18 protein-coding genes are annotated in these 18654 nt (G+C 68.0%); 12 read left to right on the forward strand and 6 right to left on the reverse strand.

Annotation, left to right across the window (positions count from 1 at the left end):
* Position 1: 1 nt before the first annotated feature.
* Genes ACIRD7_RS39440 through ACIRD7_RS39455 form a run of 4 tightly spaced genes read right to left on the reverse strand, consistent with a single transcriptional unit; the run spans position 2 to position 4184 of the window.
* Positions 2-1501, reverse strand: coding sequence for an SCO6880 family protein (locus tag ACIRD7_RS39440; protein WP_403460838.1), 1500 nt, complete (start codon positions 1499-1501; stop codon positions 2-4).
* A gap of 31 nt (positions 1502-1532) precedes the next feature.
* Positions 1533-3074 carry a hypothetical protein gene (locus ACIRD7_RS39445; RefSeq protein ID WP_403460839.1) on the reverse strand — a complete coding sequence of 514 codons (1542 nt, stop codon included), beginning with the start codon at positions 3072-3074 and terminating at the stop codon, positions 1533-1535.
* Positions 3064-3861, reverse strand: a complete 798-nt coding sequence (locus ACIRD7_RS39450) for a hypothetical protein (RefSeq protein ID WP_403460840.1) — start codon at positions 3859-3861, stop codon at positions 3064-3066. The genes ACIRD7_RS39445 and ACIRD7_RS39450 overlap by 11 nt, the downstream gene beginning before the upstream one ends.
* Positions 3861-4184 carry a hypothetical protein gene (locus tag ACIRD7_RS39455; RefSeq protein ID WP_262505522.1) on the reverse strand — a complete coding sequence of 108 codons (324 nt, stop codon included), beginning with the start codon at positions 4182-4184 and terminating at the stop codon, positions 3861-3863. The genes ACIRD7_RS39450 and ACIRD7_RS39455 overlap by 1 nt, the downstream gene beginning before the upstream one ends.
* A 426-nt stretch (positions 4185-4610) precedes the next feature.
* Between ACIRD7_RS39455 and ACIRD7_RS39460 the strand changes: the two genes are divergently transcribed.
* From ACIRD7_RS39460 to ACIRD7_RS39475, 4 genes are all read left to right on the forward strand, one after another.
* Entirely contained in the window at positions 4611-5804 is a 1194-nt protein-coding gene (locus ACIRD7_RS39460) for a hypothetical protein (RefSeq protein ID WP_403460841.1), read from the forward strand.
* Positions 5801-6595, forward strand: a complete 795-nt coding sequence (locus ACIRD7_RS39465; protein ID WP_403460842.1) for a hypothetical protein — start codon at positions 5801-5803, stop codon at positions 6593-6595. Before ACIRD7_RS39460 ends, ACIRD7_RS39465 begins: the two co-directional genes overlap by 4 nt.
* A 24-nt stretch (positions 6596-6619) precedes the next feature.
* Positions 6620-6808, forward strand: coding sequence for a hypothetical protein (locus ACIRD7_RS39470; RefSeq protein ID WP_403460843.1), 189 nt, complete (start codon positions 6620-6622; stop codon positions 6806-6808).
* Between the two features lie 82 nt (positions 6809-6890).
* A complete protein-coding gene (locus tag ACIRD7_RS39475) occupies positions 6891-8354 on the forward strand; it encodes a hypothetical protein (protein ID WP_403460844.1) in 1464 nt (487 codons plus the stop codon).
* Between the two features lie 65 nt (positions 8355-8419).
* Here ACIRD7_RS39475 and ACIRD7_RS39480 read toward each other — a convergent pair whose 3' ends face one another.
* Together ACIRD7_RS39480 and ACIRD7_RS39485 are read right to left on the reverse strand one after the other, a co-directional pair.
* Positions 8420-9352, reverse strand: coding sequence for a hypothetical protein (locus tag ACIRD7_RS39480; protein WP_403460845.1), 933 nt, complete (start codon positions 9350-9352; stop codon positions 8420-8422).
* 35 nt (positions 9353-9387) lie between these two features.
* The gene (locus ACIRD7_RS39485; RefSeq protein ID WP_403460846.1) at positions 9388-9909 is read right to left on the reverse strand and encodes an NUDIX hydrolase; all 522 of its coding nucleotides are present in this window, start codon (positions 9907-9909) and stop codon (positions 9388-9390) included.
* 140 nt (positions 9910-10049) lie between these two features.
* On the opposite strand from ACIRD7_RS39485, the gene amcB reads away from it, so the two are divergent.
* The 8 genes from amcB to ACIRD7_RS39525 all read left to right on the forward strand — a co-directional run bounded on the left by amcB (position 10050) and on the right by ACIRD7_RS39525 (position 18617).
* Positions 10050-11276, forward strand: a complete 1227-nt coding sequence (gene amcB, locus ACIRD7_RS39490; RefSeq protein WP_403460847.1) for a cyclophane-forming radical SAM peptide maturase AmcB — start codon at positions 10050-10052, stop codon at positions 11274-11276.
* Positions 11273-11464: a multiple cyclophane-containing RiPP AmcA gene (gene amcA / locus ACIRD7_RS39495; protein WP_403460848.1), complete on the forward strand. Its 192-nt coding sequence runs from the start codon at positions 11273-11275 to the stop codon at positions 11462-11464. The genes amcB and amcA overlap by 4 nt, the downstream gene beginning before the upstream one ends.
* Positions 11465-12120: 656 nt before the next feature.
* Positions 12121-13359 (forward strand): MFS transporter, encoded by a 1239-nt coding sequence (locus ACIRD7_RS39500; RefSeq protein ID WP_403460850.1) that lies wholly within the window; start codon positions 12121-12123, stop codon positions 13357-13359.
* Between the two features lie 176 nt (positions 13360-13535).
* Positions 13536-14552 carry a hypothetical protein gene (locus tag ACIRD7_RS39505; protein ID WP_403460851.1) on the forward strand — a complete coding sequence of 339 codons (1017 nt, stop codon included), beginning with the start codon at positions 13536-13538 and terminating at the stop codon, positions 14550-14552.
* Complete coding sequence (locus ACIRD7_RS39510; protein ID WP_403460852.1) at positions 14549-14953, forward strand: hypothetical protein; 405 nt, start codon at positions 14549-14551, stop codon at positions 14951-14953. The genes ACIRD7_RS39505 and ACIRD7_RS39510 overlap by 4 nt, the downstream gene beginning before the upstream one ends.
* On the forward strand, positions 14950-16206 hold the full coding sequence (locus ACIRD7_RS39515) for an MFS transporter (RefSeq protein ID WP_403460853.1): 1257 nt from the start codon (positions 14950-14952) through the stop codon (positions 16204-16206). The genes ACIRD7_RS39510 and ACIRD7_RS39515 overlap by 4 nt, the downstream gene beginning before the upstream one ends.
* Complete coding sequence (gene egtD, locus ACIRD7_RS39520) at positions 16203-17210, forward strand: L-histidine N(alpha)-methyltransferase (RefSeq protein WP_403460854.1); 1008 nt, start codon at positions 16203-16205, stop codon at positions 17208-17210. The genes ACIRD7_RS39515 and egtD overlap by 4 nt, the downstream gene beginning before the upstream one ends.
* A 129-nt stretch (positions 17211-17339) precedes the next feature.
* Positions 17340-18617: an ATP-grasp domain-containing protein gene (locus ACIRD7_RS39525; protein WP_403460856.1), complete on the forward strand. Its 1278-nt coding sequence runs from the start codon at positions 17340-17342 to the stop codon at positions 18615-18617.
* The last annotated feature ends 37 nt before the right edge of the window (positions 18618-18654 follow it).

An 18654-nucleotide genomic window follows, 5' to 3' on the forward strand; every position in this document is an offset into this window, starting at 1 on the left:
GCTACCGCCCTTCCTTCAGCAGTCCGGCGTTGAAGGGCAGGGTGTTGGCGAAGGCCCGGTGGTGCTCGGTGTCGCACCACTCCAGTCGCAGGCCGGCGCGGGTGGCGCCGGCGCGGACTGTGTCGGCGTCCCGGCGCAGGGCGTCGAGGGTGGGCGAGGTGACGGTGATCCAGGCGGCGAGCCGCGTGCCCGCCGCACCGTCGGCGATGTCCCGCATGGTGCGTATCGAGGCGCTCTGGGCTTTCTGTTCCCGTGGGTCCTCGATGCGTCCGGCCTTCTTGTCCGCCTGGCCCAGCTCGTTGGTGGCGTCCGCCATGGCTTCGGTGATCGCCTGGTCCGTGCTGACGAGGTCCATGACCACGGACACCGACAGGATGATGTCCTGGAGGTAGAGCAGGACGGGCGCGAGGAAGTTGATGCCGACCGGGAGGACGGGAAGTTCCTTCACCCAGGCGGTCATCGAGTACCAGTTGTCCTCGGTGGTCTCCCAGCTGCGGGAGGCCATGTACTTCTTGTTGCGGGCGTCGAGGACGGCGGGCCAGCAGGTGATCCGGTCCATGCCGGCTGTGTCGTCGATCCAGTGGCTGGGGTCGTAGGCGTGGTGCAGATAGGAGGCCAGCCCCGCCTCGTCGAGATTGCGGACGTGGCGCAGTTGTCCGCGTCCCAGCGTCCGGATGAAGCTCTCGATCTCCCGCCCGAGCGTGATCGCGTAACCCTCGTGGAGGGTGTTGTAGCGGCGGGCCTCGGCGACCAGGTCAGCGGCGTAGGGGATGCCCACCACGAGCAGCAGCCGACGGTCTTCTGCGGTGACCGCGACGCGCCGGATCAGGTCGTCATACGACTGCTGCAGCCACGTCGGACTGTTCGTGTCACGCCGTTCGGCGGCGTCCCGGGCATGGGCGTTGGGGTCGGTGGGGATGACCCTGCTGACCCACTGAAGGCGGCGGATCCGCCCGCCGCTGTCGGCCGTGGTCTTCAGCAGGTGCTCGTAGGCCCGGATTAGGGCCTCCTTGTCCGCGGTATCGAGGCTGCCGAAGTCGCGCTGGCCTTCCACCTCGACCACAGCGGTGAACATCAGCTCGTCCGGCTGCAGCACGATCGCGATCTCACCGAACGCGGTACGGGCGGTGATCCACTGCATGTTCCGCGGGACGCCGACCGGGACGTCGATCGGGACGCGGCGGCCGTCGGCGTATCGGCCGGCGTACGGCGCCCTAGACCTGTAGAGCAGCGAGCCGTCCCGCAGCAGCTTCTTGTAGGTCCGGTTGATCTCGAACCATCGGACGTAGGTGCGCCCCCGGTACGGCGCCAGAGTGGCCCAGGCACAGGCGCCCGCGATCAGCACGAAGCCGACGATCTTCAGCAGGATGCCGCCGAGGATCCAGGCAGCGATGAGTCCGCCGACGAAGCCGCATCCCAAGACGAGCTGCTCATCGGCTTCGAGCTTGCGACCGAGCAGGCCGCGCGGCCTCGGCCGCGGGTAGGTGAAGGTGCGAGCCACAACTACTCCTGGACGTGTGTCGGGACGGGCATCAGCGCATCTCCTCGTCCGGCGGCGGTTCCGGCTCCTCCGGGGGCTCAGGTGGCGGCCAGGACTGCGGGCCCGCCGGATCCACCGGCTCCACGCCCGCCGCCGCGCTGTCCGGGACAGCAGAGTCAGGAGCACTTCCGGCAGACGGCGCGTCCCCGCCGGAGGCGTGACCACCGCCGCCGTCGGAATCGCCGCCCGCCGTCGAGGCCGCAGACGAACCGCCGGAGTCGAGACCGGCGGTTGCTCCGTCGACTCCGCGTTCAACGGCGGCTTCGGCCTCGTCCTTGGTCTTGTCGACCCCCTTCTTCGCGGCCACGGCCGCCGCCCCGACACCAGTCGCGGCAGCCGCTCCTTCAGCCGCTCCGGCCTCGGCCGCGCCGTCCCCGCTCAGGGTCTCGCCGTCCGCGGCGTCGGTCTCCCCCTCATCGCCGTCGTCACCGGATCCACCGCCGTCGCCACCGCCCATACGCGACTTGAGCTCTTTGTAGGAGTCGCCCACCTGGTCGCCGGCGTTCTTCGCCCGGCCCTTGAGGTCGTCGCGGGCCGCGTACATGTCGCGCACCTCGTCGCCGAACGCCGGGAGGAACTTCGAGAGCTGGAAGGGCATGTAGAAGGCGAGGAACAGCAGCGCCAGAGCGGTGAAGACGGTCGCGAAGGACTGCCCCAGGCTCTTGTTGGGACTGTCGGAAGCGAGCGTTCCAGTGGCGAGAGCGATGACCGTGAACGTCACGTACTTCGAGGCGATGATCGCGGCCATGACGCCGCACCAGCGCTTGGTGTGTCCCCACAGGTCGCGGTCCACCAGGCCGCTGAACACGGTCGGTCCGAAGACGAGTCCGGAAAGGATCAAGGCGTTGCGGACGATGAGCTCCAGCCACACGCCGGCCACCGCCGCCAGCAGTGCCAGGCTGAAGAAGATGACGATGATGGCGCCGCCCGGGATCTGCATCAGCGCGAGCATCGATGTGGTGACGGTGAGCACCATGTCGGCGGCGTCTCCGGCCACGGGCTTGAACATGGCCTCGGCAGCCTCGTCGAAGAGCCGCACGGTGTAGGCGACCGCCAGCGGTGCGAAGGCGGAGACCAGGACCGACATCAGCAGAAAGCCGATGGATTCCCCCAGCGCCTGGAGCGGCTGCACCCCCTGAATCGCCCGTTTGGCCACGGCGATCAGCCACAGGATGACCGTCAGCACCGTGGAGGCGGCAAAGGCCATGGTGTAGGTCCGAAGAAATCCCGGATCCTGCCAGTCGATGCGTGTGGTCGAGCCGAGTGCCTTCATCATCTGGGTGAAGATGCTGGTCACGGCGTTGTTGAAAAACTGGGCGATGTACCCCAGGGGGTCGCTCGCGAAATCGATCGCCTGGTTCGTCTTCTCGACGACGTTGCAGACCTTGTCGGCGAACGGAATGTTCTTGCAGGACCAGTCGGAGAAGTCGTTCGCCTGGGCCTGGCCTGGGGCGAGCATGATGGTGAGCGTGGCGGTCAGGCCGGTTATCCAGACGAGGCGGGTCCGTACCCGATACTGAGTCTCAGCCGACATACGGGGGCGCATTGAACTCCCGATCTGCCGTGCGGAACTCATCCACGCTGGTGGGGTTGTCGCTGCCTGTATCCAGGGGGGTCGGGCCGTTGACGGAAGTGATCGCGTTCAGCTTCCAGTCACCGGACTGCCACTGCAGGGTCAGCGTGTAGGTGGTCCACGACGCGGATACCGGCATCGGGGCGTTCTTGTCCGTGACGCCGACGAGTCCGGCCATCCACACCTCGACGGTGGCTACCTGATCGGTGTACGTGGTGACCCTGGTGCCCATCGCCGCACCACGCGCGACCAGTTCGTCCGCGCTCCCGGCGGTGACGCCCAGCGAGGTGAGGACCTGCTGCATCCCGGTGTCGTCGTTGCGGATCTGCCGCTCCAACGCCTGACTGGTCATCATCGCGGTGAGCGTCGCGTGCCGGGCCTTCTCGTCGGTGAAGTACGCGGCAGACGACCGCGCCACCTGGTAGTTCACCGCGGCCTGAACCGCGCCGGCCTGATTGTGGGTGTAGCCGACCGGGACACCATTGACCAGCTTCTTCGCTGTGCTCTTGGTGTCCCCTCCCGTGGTGTTCTTCTCTGCCGGTGCGGTCTGGCTCTGGCCGTCGGACGAGCCGCCGGCCCCAGCGCCACCCCCGGAAAGGCTCATGAACACCGCGAGAATGACCAGCACGAGGAACACCGCTCCGGTGATGGCCATCCCCCGCCACCAGGGCTTGCCGCCCTGCACTTCGGTCGGCGTCTCGTCGATGAGGACTTGGGTGCCCCTGCCACGGGTGTTCTGGCGGGCCATCAGATACCCATCCCGTACACGATGGTGAAGATCGTTCCTATCGAGGCGACGACGAAGGCCCCGACGAGACTGCCGGCGATCTCCTTCTTGCCCTTGCTGACCTGGGCGACGTCGTGCTGGCCCTCGCCGACTTTGAGGTGCACCGCGCCGAGGATCGCGCGCCCCAGCAGGACGAGAACGACGCCTGCCATGAGGGCCTGGATCACCGTTCGTCCGGTTGTCCCCAGCTGCCCGAACGGGCCCCAGTCCGGGGACAGCCCGTTCACGAGGGTGCCGATGTCACCACTCGCCGCAAGATCCACCAGGTGTTGTGAAACGGGCATCCCCCGACTCCCTTCCACCCTCGTCATGGAGGTCAGCCCGAAACCGGGCCGTGACGGTGAAAGGTACATACACACAAACTTGACAACAAGCGTTTACGACTTGACAGACCAGTCCACGCCACCCCTCAGGCAACCGCCGCGAGCACAGTCCTCCCGGGTGACCGACCAAGGAGACGCAGCCCACCGGAAGACGCCTTGAAATTGCAGCCCATCACATATGTGCAGTTCAGTGAGCCTTCTTCCCCGCCTACGCTACGCGCTTGGGGTGGCTAGATAGCACGCTTCCCTTCTCGGCAGCCGCGCGGCCAGTGGCGCTTCGCCGACATGATTCCCCGACGCGGACGAAGTCCCACGACAGGCAGAAGCCGCTGAAGCCGGTAGCCGTTCCGCCGCGAGTGAGGTTCACTGACCTTCTTTCATCAACACATGTTTATGGTCGGGGTGGGGATGAACGGGCTTGGCAAGGCCGCCATCGGCGTCACCGCAGCAGGCGTCTCGGTGCTTTCGCTCTGCGTCCTCGCGGTCAGCGGTGCCACGACGCAGGCCAACGCCAACACCTGCCAGAGCGGCCTTCAGCCGATCGGAGACGGGGAAAGCGGTGCCGGTGCGGGGGGCAAGAAACCAAAGTTCGACGGCGAGCAGGAAGCAGGCAGCACCCAGGTGACGGTTCCGCTGCATCCGGAAGGTGCACAGAACAGCGCCAACTGGACTGCTCGACAGGTGCGCAACGCGGCCACCATCACCAACGTCGCCCGGACCAGGAGCCTTTCACCTCGCGCCGCGGTCATCGCCGTGGCGGTCGCCATGCAGGAAAGCACCCTCAACAACCTGCACCATGGCCACGCGGACAGTGTGGGGCTCTTCCAGCAGAGGCCCTCACAGGGCTGGGGCACGGTCAGTGAGCTTACCGACCCGGTTTACGCATCCGGAAAGTTCTACGACCGGCTTGTCAAGGTCGAAAACTGGCAGCAGAAGGCCCTCACCAAGGTCGCCGCCACGATCCAGCGCCCCGCCGAGAAGTACCGCAATGAGTACGCCAAGTGGGAGTCCGCAGCCGGCTCGCTCGTCGCCAAGACCTGGGGAACCCACGCCGTAACCTCGATCAGCACGGGCTGCAACGACCCGGCCGCCTCGGGCGGCAAAGACCCCACGACAAGGTTCAACGTCAAGAACCCGCGCACTGCGGCCCAGGCCATCGCGAGTGCCCGGAATGAAGCGGGCAAGACGGGCTGGTACCGGATGTGCGACAACTTCGTAGCCCAAGCATACGGTTGGGGCTCATCCGGATCAGCAACGGCCAACGTTCACTGGAACCGCCTCGTTGACGCCGGACTCGCGCACCCGGGTGACGTGTCACCGCCCGCGGGGGCACTGCTGTTCTATGACACAGGCAGCTCGGCCGGGCACGTCGCCCTCTACCTGGGCAACGATCAGGTGGCCAGCAATGACGTAGGTGACGACTACCCGCGCCAAGGCAAGATCGCCATCGTCTCGCGGAAAGAGCTCACGAACGGCGCCTGGCGCCTGCGTTACCGCGGATGGGCCGAACCGAGCTTCCCGAGCGCCGGCGGCATCAGCACCATCCCCCTCCTCCCAGACAAGCTGGTGAACCAGCAGTGAGCGACATATCCCCAGACGCGGTGCAGGTTCGGATCACGCCCGACGGGATCTGCTTCATTGACGAGGAATACTTCACACCGCCGCCAGGCGTCTCGCTCAATGAAGCGGTCCTGGCGCACCTCCAATTGGAGGCTGCCGCGTTGGAGATGCCGATCCGCGCTGTGATCCAGGACGAGCAAGCTCAGTACACGACCGTGATCCAGGTCAACACTGACGGCACCAGCGATCCCTTGGACAGCAAAGCTCAGGTCCCTGCCGCACCGAGCCTGCCGCAGACACCCGCATCGCCGACGCATCTGCCGGTGCAGCAGCTACAGACCGTGGACCCGGTGCCGCCCGACCGGCCATACGAGCCGCTCCCCGAGCCCTACCGCGGCCGGCTTGTCGCCATCTGCGCAACCGCCAACCAGAACCTCTTCACCGAAGCCGCCCGCGACGCCGATCAACTACTCACAGAGCTTTCCGCCCAGTTCGGCCCAAGCCACCTCTACACCCTGGCAGCCGGCCTCGTACGCGGTGACATTGCCTGGCTCGACCAAGACTTCCGATACGGCCTGCAGAGTTGGGTCTTCATGGCTCGGACATGGCACGTCCACCTCGGGCCCCAGCACAGCACCACCGTTCGCGCCGTCGGCAACGCACTCGGCTGCTGGCGCCGACTTCAGCCCGCCGAGGCAAGGGAATTGGCCCCGTACGTAGTCGCGTTTCTCCGGAACGTCTCTTTCCCGGACGGCGAAGCGGCGATGCGGACCATCAACCGTCGAGTACAGAGAATCACCCTGGCCAACTAGCGGACATATAGGGATACTTGACCTATGAATCCCATCCGTCTCGGCCGTACCGTCCTCTTCCTCCTTCCGTACATCCTCGTCGTCTCCGGAGTCCTCGCCGCGTCGAAGGTCGCCGCTGCCCCGGGCGGCACCGGCGTTGCCTTCGAGGCTCTGGGCGTAACCGCTATCGGAGCACTCTGGGCTTGGCGACGCGGTCGGCGGAACGGCTACTGACAGGTCTCGAACTAGCTTCTTTGTATAGGGAGTTGGGTACGGACCCGTTGGATGGTCTGGCTTGCCGACGTGGAGGGGCAGTATGAAGGCGGCACGTGCGGGGTTTTCGTCGTTTGAGGCGAGAGCCGGGCAGGCCGCCCGTACCTTGCTGCAGAACCAGGGGTATGACGGAGGGTGGGGGCTCACGCTCACCTCGGTGTCGTCGATCGTCAACACTAGTGAGGTCCTGCCCGTCCTGAGTGCTGCTGGTGTCGCCGGCCAGCCAGTGCGCGACGCGATGGGCTTTCTCACCACAGCGATCGCGGACCATTGCCGGCCGCGTCCCAAGGGCGGGCGAGGTGAGCACACCCGGTTCGTCGCCTTCGGCCTGGCTGGGCTGTTGTCGCAACCGCGGTTCTTCCACCATGACCGTGTCGCCGAGACCGTGGCCTGGTGCGTGGGCTGGCTCGAAGACCACCAGGTCGATCACGGGTGGCCGGAGGTACTCGGCCTTGATGACACTTCACTGCACCAGACCGCGCTCGTCGTCCACGCCCTCGCACAGCTGAGGGACACCCTGCACGAGCTCGGGCCGGGGCTGCGGCTGGCCGACGGGATCGACACCAGCAGTCTGCTGGAGCGGGTCCAACCGCTGATCAGCCACGGGGTACACGGCCTGCTCTACCACCGCCGCCCCAGCGGATCCTGGGGCTGGCGTACCTACGTCGACACCGATCCGAGCCCGAGCAAGACCGCATTGTGCCTGCTGGCATTCTGCGCCGTCATGGAGGGCAATGGTCCGTCCTGCGAGCCTGTATACGAGGACGTTCCCCGGGAGACCGGCGGGGTCCACGGGCAGGTACAGGCGAAGCGGCTGTCCGAGGTCATCACCGAGGCCGGGCAGTGGCTGCTGCGCAACCACCCCCGCTGGGAGACCTTCGTCGAGGACGACAAGGACGTACAGGGCACCGCCTGGGAGCACATGGCGTACGCACTGTGCACCCAGGCCGCCATCCGGTCCGGCGCCAACACGCGTGACGCACGGTTGTCCAAGGCATGGCGGCTGATGAATGACCTGTGGGACGCCGAGGCCGGAATGTGGAACGAGCCCGGGGCCTCCGGGAAGCGGGCCACCATCCGCGCGGCGTACTACACCGTCTCGGCCTACCGTGAGGCCCAGCGGAGCCTCGTTCGTCTCGGCCTTAGCGACGACGAGCCTGCCGCCGCCAGCGTGAGCGGCGAGGTCCGGATCACCAGCACGGTGCTCGCCTCTGACCGCACGCTCCTGCTTTCCGCACCGGACCGCGATGCGCCGGTCGAGTGCGTGCTGTCGGAGCGGCTGTTCGATCTGGTGAAGGCCGTTCATGCGGGTCCGGGCCAGGGACTGTCGACCGAAGCGATCGCCAGCACCTTGTTCGTCGCCCCGTCCTCGATACCCAAATACATCCAGCGCCTCAATCAGGCCGTGTCCTCGGCGTTCGGCGGCGTGCCGGTGCGGCTCCTGATCGCCAGCACCGTGGAGGGGGCCAGCGGCTACCGCCTGGTCGGCCCGGCGAAGCCGATCTGACCCGGCGGCCCTGGAGCCTGGTCCGCCGGCAGCAGCTCGGTGTTGCGGGTCGAGCCCTCATACATCTAGGACGTAAGCCACTTGATCAGCCGCGCGAACTGCTCATCCTGAGCAGCCGTCTCATCGAGGTCGATCGCCGCCGCGCGCCGAACGAGCTCTGCCCAGGGAAGCCGCCGCGCCTCGGAAGGCGCGGCCATGCCCACCCACTTCTCGATCCGGGGGTCCACGATAATGATCTCGTGGTCGTAGCCTTCAAGCTGATCGGCCTTGGGGATGGTGGTCCGTACTCCGTCGGAGTCGGCAACGATGACGATCGTTCCGGGGTTCACCCGAGCTGCGGTTGCCGCAACCTGGGCGAGACCCACGACCCCTCCTGCCTCGATGAAGTTCAAGCCGCGCACCGTGTCACCTCTGTCGCGAAGTGCATCGGCGATGCCGCCGATGATGGCCGAGTCTCCCTGGCCTTCCACGACGATGGTCAGTGGCGGCTTCGGCACGGTGGGAGGTGGGCCGACTGCGGCCTTGTAGGGGACGAAGATTTCGCCGAGTTCGGCCGCCTCCCGGAGCTTGAATTCGAGCACTTCGACGAAGGACACGTCAGCGGCGTACTCCACGTCGCTCTTGTCGAACAGGATGACGTTTAGGTCCTTGCCGACGCGCAGGGCGTCGACGGCCTCGCCGCTGTAACCGGACATGGAGATGAACACGCCGATGGTGCCGACGAGTTTGCCGTCCACCTTCCCCTTGAACTGGTAGATCGCTGACGCAGGCACCTTGCTGGTCTCCGCCCACCACTTGGCCTCCAGAAGGTAGTAGCGGCCCCCGTACTGGAAGGAACCGTCCACCTCCTCGCCCTGGGGGCGGAACGCCGCGCGGGGTGCGAGGTTGTCCCGGGACAGGAGCTTGGTTAGCCACTTCTCGAACCTGCGTCCGCGGGCCTGAGGAGTGAGGCCCTCCGCGTGAGCATCAAGCTCGTCCAGCTCCCGGTGGAGGTCCACGCGATCGGTCCTTCGGCTCGAAGGGGGTGAGGCGCCTACTGCTGGGCGCGCTCGGAGGCGATGGGGTAGTTGAGCAGAGCGTAGCGGGCCAGCGAGCGGACCTGATCGAAGGTCCGCAACTCAGCGAGGTCGTCCAACCCGAACCAGTCGGCTCCGTGGACTTCCTTGAGCTGCGCCTCCACCGCTTTGCCCTGGGCGCTGGCCTGGCGGCGTACGAAGTAGAACTGGGCCAGGGCCGGGACGGCGAAGCCTTCGCGCTCGATGTCCGCGTAGAACGGCACTGGTTCCGGGGTGGCGTTGTCGTCGGCCGGGTGGATGGCGGGCTGGCTGGAGATCGCCTCGACCAGCAGGCCGGTCTCTTCCTTGAATTCGCGGACCGCGGTGTCGGCGAAGGACTCGCCGGGCTCGATATGACCGCCGGGTGGGACCCACTTGTCGAAGCGGTTGTGGTGGACGAGCAGCACCTTGCCGCGCTCGACCAGGTAGCCCGAGCAGATGTACACCAGGCCCATGTCGCGGGCGGTCTGGCCGTCATGGATCAGAATCGAGCGAGGCACGCCCGTCACGATAGCCCACCCGTCGACAGGCGAACTTCACCGCCGGTCAGACGAGTTGGATGACATGTCATCGAGCGCCGGATGACACGTCATCGCCGATGACATCGCGATGTCATCGGGTACACGTCATCAACGGCCGGATGGTGGACACGGCCCGCCCCGGCGCGACCGGGGCCGCCGTGTCCCTGTCGCCGAGGGAGAGGACCTCGATGCGCGCCCGTGCCGCCGGCTGGCGTTCCCGCTACAGCGAGTGGTTCACCACCCCGCAGACCGTCGTGGCCCAGCCCACGACCTGGTGCAATCTCGACTGCGATTACTGCTACCTGCCGCTGCGCAAACTGCGGCGGTCCATGCCCCTTGAGGTCGCTGCCGCCCTGGCCTCCTCGGTCGCCCAGCTCGCCGAGCACGGAGGGCCGGTCGGTGTCGTCTGGCACGGCGGAGAGCCCCTGGCCACCGGTCGGCAGCAGTTCACCGCCCTGCTCGCGCTCTTCGAGGACTTGCGCCGCGCAAAGCGCGTCCACCACTACGTACAGACCAACGCCACCCTCATCACCGACCCCTGGTGCGAGCTGCTGGCCGCGTACGACGTCCGAGTGGGCGTGAGCATCGACGGCCCGCCCTCGGCGAACATCCACCGCGTCGACCTGCGGGGCAGACCCGCCGCCGACCGGATCACGCGCGGCATCCAGCGCCTGCGCGAGCACGGCGTCCCGTTCTCCGTGATCTGCGTCGTCGGTACCGACACCATCACACAGCCTGAGGAGGTGCTCGACTTCCTGGCGAGCCTGGGCTGCCACGAGGCCGGCTTCAACATCGAGGAGATCGAAGGCATCAACACCGGCCGGCGACCACCCACCTTCGAGCAGGCCGAGGACTTCTGGCGCCGCACCATCACCTGGACCCGCCGTCCCGGCAACCGGCTGCGGGTACGCGAGATCGAGCGGCTCTCCGAGTACCTGCGGCTGATCCGCAACGGGCGGCGTGCCAACTGGGACCAGCGCCGCCTCGACCCCATCCCCACCGTGTCCGTGAACGGCGACGTGGTCCTGCTCTCGCCCGAACTCGCCGACACTACAGCCCCCGCCTACGACAACTTCCTCGCCGGGAACATCCTGCGCCAGCCGCTGACCGAACTTCTCGACCAGGCCCACCAGTTGCCCTACGTGCGCGATTTTCTCAGGGGTCTGGAGGGCTGCCGGGACGAGTGCCCGTTCTTCGACTTCTGCCGCGGCGCCCAGGCCGCCAACCGCTACTTCGAGACCGGCAGCCTGGCCACCACCCAGACCCACTACTGCCGGGTCTCCCGGCAGGCCCTGATCACTGCCCTGTCCACCCTCGCCACACAGGAAACGGAGTCAGCCGCATGACACTCCTGGACGAACTGGCCACCTCCGACGCGCCCGTCGTGATGGACTTGATCACTACCTCGGATCTCTCTCTTCCCTTCACCGTGGGAGCGGCCTGGGACAACCGGCCCACCTGGGACAACTGGCAGAAGACCCCGGCCCCCTTCGACAACCGACCGACCTGGGACAACTGGAACAAGCGGAGCTGACCGGTGGTGGGGGGGGGGGGGCCCCGCCCCCCCCCCCCCCCCCCCCCCCCCCCCCCCCCCGGGGGGGGCCCCCCCCCCGCGGGGGGGGGCCCCCCCCCTCCGCTGTCCGGCTCATGGCTCCGACCGCGGTGCTTGGCGCCCGCGCGCTCGTCGGACGGCATCACGGCGACGACGCAAGACCGGCATCAGGCATCACGCGGCATCGCTTCCTCTTCATACGGAGACATCCGTGGACATCCTTCGACACCGGCGCACCACTCGCTTGAAGGCTTTCGCGCTGCTCCGGCAGTTGCGGCCCCAGCTCTTTCACCAACCGCTCGGCATCCCTTTGCTGACGCCACCTGGCCGTCGAGAACGAGAGTCGTCGGAGCGGGGCGCCGCGGGATCGATGACGTTCGGCTCGGCGTTGTCTGGCGGTCGTTGGGCTTCCGGACCGTCAGGCCTGGCTCCCGGCGGTCAGTGGCCGGTGGGGCTAGCGGCCGAAGCCGAGCATCGGAGCGAGTCGGCGTCCCTCGTGCCAACCTGCCCCGCTTTGCCTGGAGTTCGCTCTCAGGCGGCTTTTGGGTGCGCCGAAGGGGGCTGATCAGCCGACCCGTTCCGGTTTCCCGCCCCCGGTGCCGAGAGGCGCCGCACCTCTTCGGCTACCTGGAGTTTTGGTGCCCGCAACAGCCTCATCCCCGCAATCGCTGGCTACGCCACCCCCGGCCCCAGCCTCGAATAGGTGGCCTCCGATCATCTGGGCGCTGCTCGTCGCGACGTTCGTCGTGCGCGCCGCCGGTTTCGTCTACCCGTACCTGCCCTATCGCCTGGATGAACTGCACCTGGACACGGCAGTTGTGAGCACGGTCCTGGCGTTGTGGGGCGCCGGCTGGTTCACCGGGCAACTGCTGTGCGGATGGCTGGCCGACCGGGTCGGCCGCCGGGCCACCCTGGTCAGCGCCATGGCGGTGGCGGCTGTGAGTTTCCCTCTCCTCGCCGAGGCCCGCACCCCGCTGGCTCTCGGTGCCGCAGCTGCTGTGTCCGGTCTTGTCTACGACGCTCCCCGCCCGATTGTCTCCGCCCTCGTCGCCGACACTGTCCCGGACGAACCGGGGCGCGCACGCATCACCGGGTGGCGGCACTTCGCCGTCAACCTCGGAGCCGCCACCACGGGGCTTGTCGGCGGAGCCCTCGCGGAGCCGGTCGGCATCTCGGTGCTGTTCTGGGCCAACGCGGTGGTGTGCGCCGTATTCGCCGTCGTCGCGCTTCGGATTGTCCCGCCGCCCAACCCGGGACACTCCCTCGGCAACGGAGCGCACCGGCAAGCCTTCACCGACCCGCTGCTGTGGCTGCTGTGGCTGGCGAGCCTACTGATCCTGATTCCGGTGGCCGCTCTCTTTTCCGTTCTCCCGATGATGATGGCCCAGGACGGTCTGCCGCCCACGGCATACGGCTGGACCCAAGCTGCTAGCGCCGCCGCCGTGATCGGGCTGTCCCCCCTTCTCAACCCCTGGCTTGTACGCCGGGCCAGGCGCACAACACCGATGGTGGGCCTGCTCAGCACGAGCGGGATCATCCTCGGCGCGGGAATGGGTTCCGCCGGCCTGGCCTCCTCGACCGTCGGGTACGGCATCGCCGCCGTACTGGCGGTACCGGGCGAGATCATCGCCTTCGTCGCCGCCACCGACGTCCTCAACAGGATCGCGCCGCCGTCGAGCCGAGGCGTGTACGCAGGCATCTGGGGCACGACGCTGGCGGCCGCGGTTTTGTGTGCCCCCGCCCTCGGCGGGTGGGCTCTCGCCCTGGGCGGCCACCGCCTCGTCGCCCTGACCACCCTCATGACTGGCCTGCTCGGCACCGCCCTCTGCCTGCCGTTGGCCGCGCTCCTACACCGTCCGTCGCGAGCGCCCGCATGACGGGGCGTCACAGTCGGCCATCCCACGTCACCGCCCCGCGGCCGGTCAAGGGCCTCTGGCCGATCACTCGCGCTCTCACCACGGCACAGGTCCCCGGCGGAGTCGCCAGCTCCCTGTACAGCCACGCACCAGCCCGAGCCTCACATCCCACCGCTGCAGAAGGAGGACACCGCACGATGCGACACACACCCGCATCCCGGCGCCTGCACCAACTGACCGTGTTCGCCGTCGGCCTGACCATGGCCGCCACCCTCGCCGCGTGCGGCTCGGACCCCGTCAAGGCCGAAGTACCCACGACGACCCCGAGCCCCACACCCACCGGAGCGGTCACGCGCACCGAAGCCGCCAGAATCCTCGACCGTTACGAAGAGATCAACGCACAGGCAAACAAGATCCAAAATGCAGGACTTCTCGGCACAGTGGAAGGCGGCCAGCTCTACGAGCAGTCCAAGGCCGACTACCGGCTCTTCCCGACCTGGCCGGAGAAGGACCAGGCGTACTACCGGAAGCCCTTCGCCTACCGCGACCGCTCCTACTACATCCCTCAGGGCCAGAGCTGGTTCGCTGTCAAGGCCACTGCCAGCGGCTCGAAGGAACAGGCGCTCCTCGTCTTCGACAAGACCGCGGGCCGCCACTTCAAGATGGTCGCCGCCGTCTACACCGACCCCAAGAGCCCGATTCCCGCCGTCGACACCAGCAACCACGGCCTGGCGTCCGCAGCCAGCCCCTCGGCCCGCGTTGGGGCCCTCGCCCCCGACCAGATAGCCGGCGCCTACGAGGACCTGTACGAGACCGGCGGGAAGAACACAGGCGCCCAACTCGCCAGCACCGCAGTCACCCGCACCGCTCTCAACACCTACCGCGAACGCACCACCTACAAGAACGCCAAATACGCCACGCTGCACTGGGAAGCCACTCAGCCCACCCACCCGAAGATCTACGTCCTTCGCCTGCGTGCCGGCGGAACACTCGCGGTCTTCCCCACCGCGCACAACCGGATGGAGCAGCTCAAGGACGGATACATCTACACCGGCTACGTCAAGATCACCCCAGGGTCGCAGCAGGCCGTCTACAACAAGACCCCGCGCGTGGCCATCCTGGACGAGCTTCAAGGACAGGCCCTCGCACAGTTCACACCCGCCGGTGAACCGAAGGTGCTCGGCGTCGAGTACCAGATGGTGGACTCGCGGTGAGCGTGCCGCACCGGACGAGCCGGGCCGACGGACACCCCCAGACGAATCTTCGGTTCACCGCCACACTCCACGACGAGGGGTGGGCCCGCGAGCGCGACACGCAATTCGCCCGATTCCTTGCCCAGCGGCTCGCCGACGTGGAGGCGACCGGCTGCCTCGCCGAGCGAAAGCTCGCGGCGGGCCTGCTCGATCTGTACACCGAATGGCACCACAAGCGCGAACTCGCCGCGGCCAGCCCGCAGGACCCACCCACTACAGAGGCCGACGCCATGGGCTGGGCGCTGCGATGCCTGGCCCACAGCGCTTGGCAGAACACCCCAGGATGGGAACCTGCCTTCCATCCCACGGCCACCGCGCCCGTCGCCCACAGCGGCGGATACGTCTCGGCGCTCCGGCCATGACCCTGCTCGACAGCACGCGGGCGTCCCGCAGCAGACCGCTCCCCGCGGTCCGCTACCGAGACGTGCTGCGTGTCCCCTACGTGGCGCAGCTGCTGGGCGGGGCGCTCATCGGAAGACTGCCGACCGGTATGGCCCCGCTGGCGATCCTCCTCAGTGCCGAGGACGGATCGTCGGCCGGCCTGCTCGCCGCGGTGTACCTGGTGGCCAACGCCATTGGCGGCCCACTCAGCGCCCGCCTGGTCGACCACTACGGGCCAAGGCGCGTGCTCCCCGTAGGTGCCGTCCTGAGCAGCAGCGCCTTCCTCGCCCTGGCCGCCAGTCCAGCGGAGATCTGGTGGGCGATCGCCGCCGTGACGGCCGCAGGGGCAACCCGACCCCCGCTGGACGCAGCGCTCAGAACGCTGTGGGGCGTGCGCGGGATGATGCCGTCGCCCGCCCACCAGCGGGTAGCGCTGGCCCTGGACTCCGGGACTCAGGAGCTCATTTACATCGCCGGCCCACTGCTGGTGGCCACCATCGTCGCGACCACGTCCGCTTCCTGGGCGCTCGTGGCGACCGCGGCCGTCGGCGCCCTCGGCACCGTCCTGTTCGTGAGCACCCCGGTCTCCCGCGCACACCACGGCTTCAAGCCGCAGTCCGCACAGCCCGACTGGCTTGGCCCGATCCGCTCGGTACGTCTTCGCGTGCTGTACGCGGCGATGGCGTGCGTCGGAGTCACCATCGGGGCTCTCACCCCCCTTGCCGTGGACGCGGCTGACCAGTTCGATGCCCCAGAACTCTCTGGAGGCCTGCCTGCGGCCCTGTCGTGCGGCGCCGTCGTCGGCGGCCTCGCCTACGGGGCCCGAGCCTGGCGGGGCAGCACCGTCAGCCACCTGATCGTCCTGTCCGTCGTATTCGCAGCCGGCTGGATCCCTTTGGTCGTCGCAGGAAGCCCCACAACTGCCCTGTCCGCGGCAGCGATCCCCGGGCTGGCCATGGCCCCTTTGCTCGGCGCGGGCTTCGTCATGACCAGCACCTTCGCTCCACCCGGGCACACCACGGAGGCCCACGCCCTGCTGGTCGCCTTCCTGGATATCGGGTGCGCGATCGGCACGGCCGCCGCAGGCGTCACCCACACCCAGGTACTCCTCCCGGCCGGCGCAGCCGCCGCAGCACTGATCCTCGCCACCGCTCGACGTCGACTCACCCTGGCATGTCCGCACGCCCTCCCTCTCTTGCCTGACCTCGAAGCGAACAAGGAGCCCCTTCTGTGAGCCCGTTCCTGATCACCCGCACCCTGCGCGAGGACGCCACCGACGCCGCCCTGCGTGCCGATGTCCTGCGCGGTCTCACGCGCACCCCGAAAACGCTGCCGCCCAAGTGGTTCTACGACGCACACGGCAGCGAACTGTTCGAGAAGATCACCGAACTGCCCGACTACTACCCCGCACGCGCCGAGCGCGAATTGCTGATCGCCCGCTCCGCCGACATCGCTGCGGTGACCGGCGCACGCACCCTGATCGAACTCGGCTCCGGCTCGTCCGCGAAGACGCGCTACCTGCTGGACGCCATGCCGGACCTGGACACCTATGTGCCGGTGGACGTTAGCGAGAGCGCCCTCACGCAGGCCGGACACGCCCTCATGGAGGAACGCCCGGGCCTGAACGTCCACGCCCTCATAGCCGACTTCACCACCGGCCTGGCGCTGCCGGGCACGCCCGGGCCGCGGCTCCTGGTGTTCCTAGGAAGCACCATCGGCAACTTCCTGCCCCGCGAACGCGCCACCCTGCTGTCCTCCATACGCTCCTTGCTCTCGCCCGGCGATGCCCTCCTGCTCGGCACCGACCTGGTCAAGGACGAGCGCTCCCTGATCGCCGCCTATGACGACACCATCACCGGCGTGACAGCGGCCTTCAACAAGAACGTGCTCAGTGTCCTCAACCGTGAACTGAGCGCCGACTTCGCTCTCGACGCTTTCGAGCACGTGGTCCGGTGGGACGCGGCGAACGAGTGGATCGAGATGCGATTGCGGTCGCGCACGGACCAGACCGTGAAGATTCCCGCACTCAGCCTGACGGTCGACTTCGCGGCCGGCGAGGAGCTGCGGACGGAAGTGTCGGCCAAGTTCCGTGAGCCGGTCGTACGTCGCGAACTGGCGCTTTGGGGACTGGAGGTGACGCGATGGTGGACCGCCGGGCCGCTCTACGGCCTCACGCTCGCTCGGCCTTCGACTCCACCGGCCGCAGCCCGGACGGATGCCGCCTCGCGTCGGTCCTGAGCCAATCGCGGTTCGTCATGAACTCCTCGACGCCTTCACATCACGCTTCGCCTGGAGCGGCAGCGTGAGCGCCTGCGGCGCCCTGCGGCTCACCGCCGCTTTTCCCCTATACAACACGGGAGACACAGCATGAGCCACCACCATTCCGCAGATTCCCGTCCGATCCTCCTGCTGGGCGCCGGAGCACCCGAATTTCGGGAGTACGTCCTGCGACAGATCGCTCGCGTTCGGCCTGTGGTGCTCGTCGACCAGGACCCGCCCAAGTGGGCCCGTCCCTATCTCGCCGCCCAGACGGCCGTCGACCTCCGGGACCCCGAAGCAGCGGAAGCATCCCTGATCAAGGTCGCGGACCAGCTCGGCGCAGCCGGCGTAACCACCTACATGGAGCACTTCGTCGAGCTCACGGCACGGATCACGCACCAGCTCGGCCTGCCGGGCAACTCCCCGATGGCCGCTGCCGCCTGCCGTGACAAGGCCACCACTCGGCGACTCCTGGCCGAGCACGGCGTCCCTTCGGCGAGTTCGTACCTCGCACAGGATGCCGACCACGGAGTGAAGATCGCCCATCGACTGGGCTATCCCGTCGTCGTCAAGCCGCGCGGCCGGGCGGGAAGCGCAGGGGTCCTGCGGGCCGACACCAACGCCGACGTACGCGCGGCTTTCCACCGCGCCCTGGTCGACAGCGTGCTGGGACTGGAGGCCTGGTCTGTGACCGGAGCCCTCGTTGAGGAGTACCTCCAGGGACCCGAGATCAGCGTGGAGACCGTGGTCCTCGCCCCCGACCAGATACGGATCGTGGCCGTCACCCGCAAAACCCTCGGCCCGGAACCGCAGTTCCAGGAGGTCGGACACAGCGTCGACGCCGCGGACCCGCTGCTGCACGACAGCGCCCTCGCCGGCGTCGTGACAGCGGCTGTGCGGGCCCTCGGGCTCAGCCGAGGCGTCCTGCACATCGAGCTGCGGCTGACCTCCGACGGTCCCCGGGTGATCGAGGTCAACGGTCGTCCTGCCGGGGACCTCATCCCGCTCCTTGTCGAGCGGGCCACCGGCGTCAACCTGCCCCAGGCACTGGCAGTTCTCGCCGCCGGCGGGACACCCGACCTGACCCCTACCCGCTCGGAGGCCGCCGCGATCGGCTTCCTGTACCCCGAGCACACCGGATACATCGAACAGCTCGACGTGCACGGTGCTCTGCGCCATCAGCTATGGCTGGAACGGCTCGTGTGGACACGGGATCCCGGCACCCAGGTGACCGCGGCGCCGCGCTCCAGCATCGACGACCGCATCGCGCACTGGGTCGTCACCGGCCCCACGGCCGCCGACTGCGCCAAACGACGGGACATGGTCGCCGACCACCTCTCCGTACGCGTCTCCCGCCCTGCCCACACCACGAGCTGCACAAAGTGACCGCTCCCGCCACCCAGATACCGATCTCCCGAGGAGG

Origin of the sequence: Streptomyces sp. NPDC093568 (genome assembly GCF_044764945.1) — a bacterium.
Taxonomy (GTDB): domain Bacteria; phylum Actinomycetota; class Actinomycetes; order Streptomycetales; family Streptomycetaceae; genus Streptomyces.

Excerpts from the sequence above, each read along its gene's own strand:
- ACIRD7_RS39460 (WP_403460841.1), top strand. The coding sequence starts at position 4,611 with ATGTTTATGGTCGGGGTGGGGATGAACGGGCTTGGCAAGGCCGCCATC.
- ACIRD7_RS39515 (WP_403460853.1), top strand. The coding sequence starts at position 14,950 with ATGACCCTGCTCGACAGCACGCGGGCGTCCCGCAGCAGACCGCTCCCC.
- ACIRD7_RS39450 (WP_403460840.1), bottom strand. The coding sequence starts at position 3,861 with ATGGCCCGCCAGAACACCCGTGGCAGGGGCACCCAAGTCCTCATCGAC.
- ACIRD7_RS39455 (WP_262505522.1), bottom strand. The coding sequence starts at position 4,184 with ATGCCCGTTTCACAACACCTGGTGGATCTTGCGGCGAGTGGTGACATC.
- amcB (WP_403460847.1), top strand. The coding sequence starts at position 10,050 with ATGGTGGACACGGCCCGCCCCGGCGCGACCGGGGCCGCCGTGTCCCTG.
- ACIRD7_RS39470 (WP_403460843.1), top strand. The coding sequence starts at position 6,620 with ATGAATCCCATCCGTCTCGGCCGTACCGTCCTCTTCCTCCTTCCGTAC.
- ACIRD7_RS39505 (WP_403460851.1), top strand. The coding sequence starts at position 13,536 with ATGCGACACACACCCGCATCCCGGCGCCTGCACCAACTGACCGTGTTC.
- amcA (WP_403460848.1), top strand. The coding sequence starts at position 11,273 with ATGACACTCCTGGACGAACTGGCCACCTCCGACGCGCCCGTCGTGATG.
- ACIRD7_RS39525 (WP_403460856.1), top strand. The coding sequence starts at position 17,340 with ATGAGCCACCACCATTCCGCAGATTCCCGTCCGATCCTCCTGCTGGGC.
- ACIRD7_RS39475 (WP_403460844.1), top strand. The coding sequence starts at position 6,891 with ATGAAGGCGGCACGTGCGGGGTTTTCGTCGTTTGAGGCGAGAGCCGGG.
- ACIRD7_RS39445 (WP_403460839.1), bottom strand. The coding sequence starts at position 3,074 with ATGTCGGCTGAGACTCAGTATCGGGTACGGACCCGCCTCGTCTGGATA.